Source organism: Actinomyces sp. HMSC065F12 (genome assembly GCF_001814535.1).
Lineage (GTDB): Bacteria > Actinomycetota > Actinomycetes > Actinomycetales > Actinomycetaceae > Pauljensenia > Pauljensenia radingae_A.
Genome location: NZ_KV816934.1, coordinates 1 through 1,376, shown reverse-complemented (window position 1 = coordinate 1,376; position 1,376 = coordinate 1). Strand labels below are relative to the sequence as shown.

Genomic DNA, 1,376 nt, shown 5'->3' with positions numbered 1-1,376 from the left:
CACCCTCAACAGGCTCCTCCGCAAAGGCGCAGACACACCCTCGACACGCATCAACGCTTCTGCCCCTCACGTAGACCCAGCTCAATATACCGAGTTTTCCTTGCATCGCTCCGACGCAACCCCCCATTGGGACACAAGCCCCGCACCATTTGGGAAGAACGCGCACGGAGAGCCGTATCCGACCTACGACGCGTGGGCTTCAAAGAATTTAAACTCGAGAGGTGTTCCGAATTATAGATTTCAAGATACAAACGGCGCCTTGCCTGACTCAGTTGTGCGCCATAGCAGCCTTCAACAAATCAAGGAAAAGTATGGACGATTCGTCGACCGGATCGGTCATCCAGGGGGACAATTCGTCGCATCGGCACCTGAAGGCCGTCATATTCCATTTGAAAAGCGATCAATGCCGCCTCCGAAAGCTCATGACCGTCTCTACGGTTATCAGCTGGGTGAACTGCCTCGTGGCTACTCTGTTGAAGAGGGTACAATCGCCCCCGCATTAGGATTTGAAGGCGGAGGTAAGCAATTCATCTTCTTAAATGAACGAGGTGAAATGGTGTCAATTGCAGAGTGCATAGAGAAAGGAATTCTCCTCGAATGGATACACTGAGTTTCGATGAGTTACGGCCTTTAGCTGAATGCCGATGGGCCCGATTTGCACTCAACGAGGTAGCACATGAATCTGTCACGCTGAGCTACGACTATGGCGACCCCGCCCTCCACGTGGTACACCACAACGACGGATCTTTCGCATTCGGTTCAAGCGGTCGAGGTGGTCCTATTTCCTTCTCACTTGTCACTATGGACGCACAGATTGCCCTACGCTGGCTTATCTTAAACGCCAGCTTCCCCTATCGATACGCTCGCGCCTACCTGCAGTTCTCCATTCCTCACCGAACTAGTCAGATACGGGAAGGATATGCTCTCCACCGCTTGACGCGCACACTTTCGACTCTGCGAGCTCCAGATGGCGAACTTCTGCCGATGAAGATGAGCGACGACCTTGTACATGACGTCTCCCAATGCGTGCGCTACTCTCACATTCATGACATAGAGGTACACGACCTGGTCGATTCAGTGACCAACGCAAACGGAGAACCTTCGCTTTCCCAATTCCTTGCCCCTTAGAGCCAACGCAAGAAAACTCTGAGAGCGGAGGCTCCACCCGGAGCTGGATGGCTCTCATATGTTCAGACCGTATAATGAAGGATAAGACTCCGTCACATGTCTTAAGAATAAGGGATGATGCAATATTGACGCTCACGAGTCTTGATGAGCCGTTTTTCGAGGAGCTGTCGAAGCTGGCGGATTGTGCAGATGTTCATTTTATGCGCAATATACACCATCCTCGTTCGATCAGTATCAGTCATGCTGGT

Annotated in this window: 1 protein-coding gene; it reads left to right on the top strand. The window is 51.8% G+C overall.

The window, feature by feature from the left end; genetic code table 11:
- On the top strand, positions 1 to 610 hold a 610-nt coding region (locus HMPREF2975_RS12685; RefSeq protein WP_141757213.1), incomplete at its 5' end, for a TNT domain-containing protein.
- Positions 611 to 1,376 lie beyond the last annotated feature (766 nt).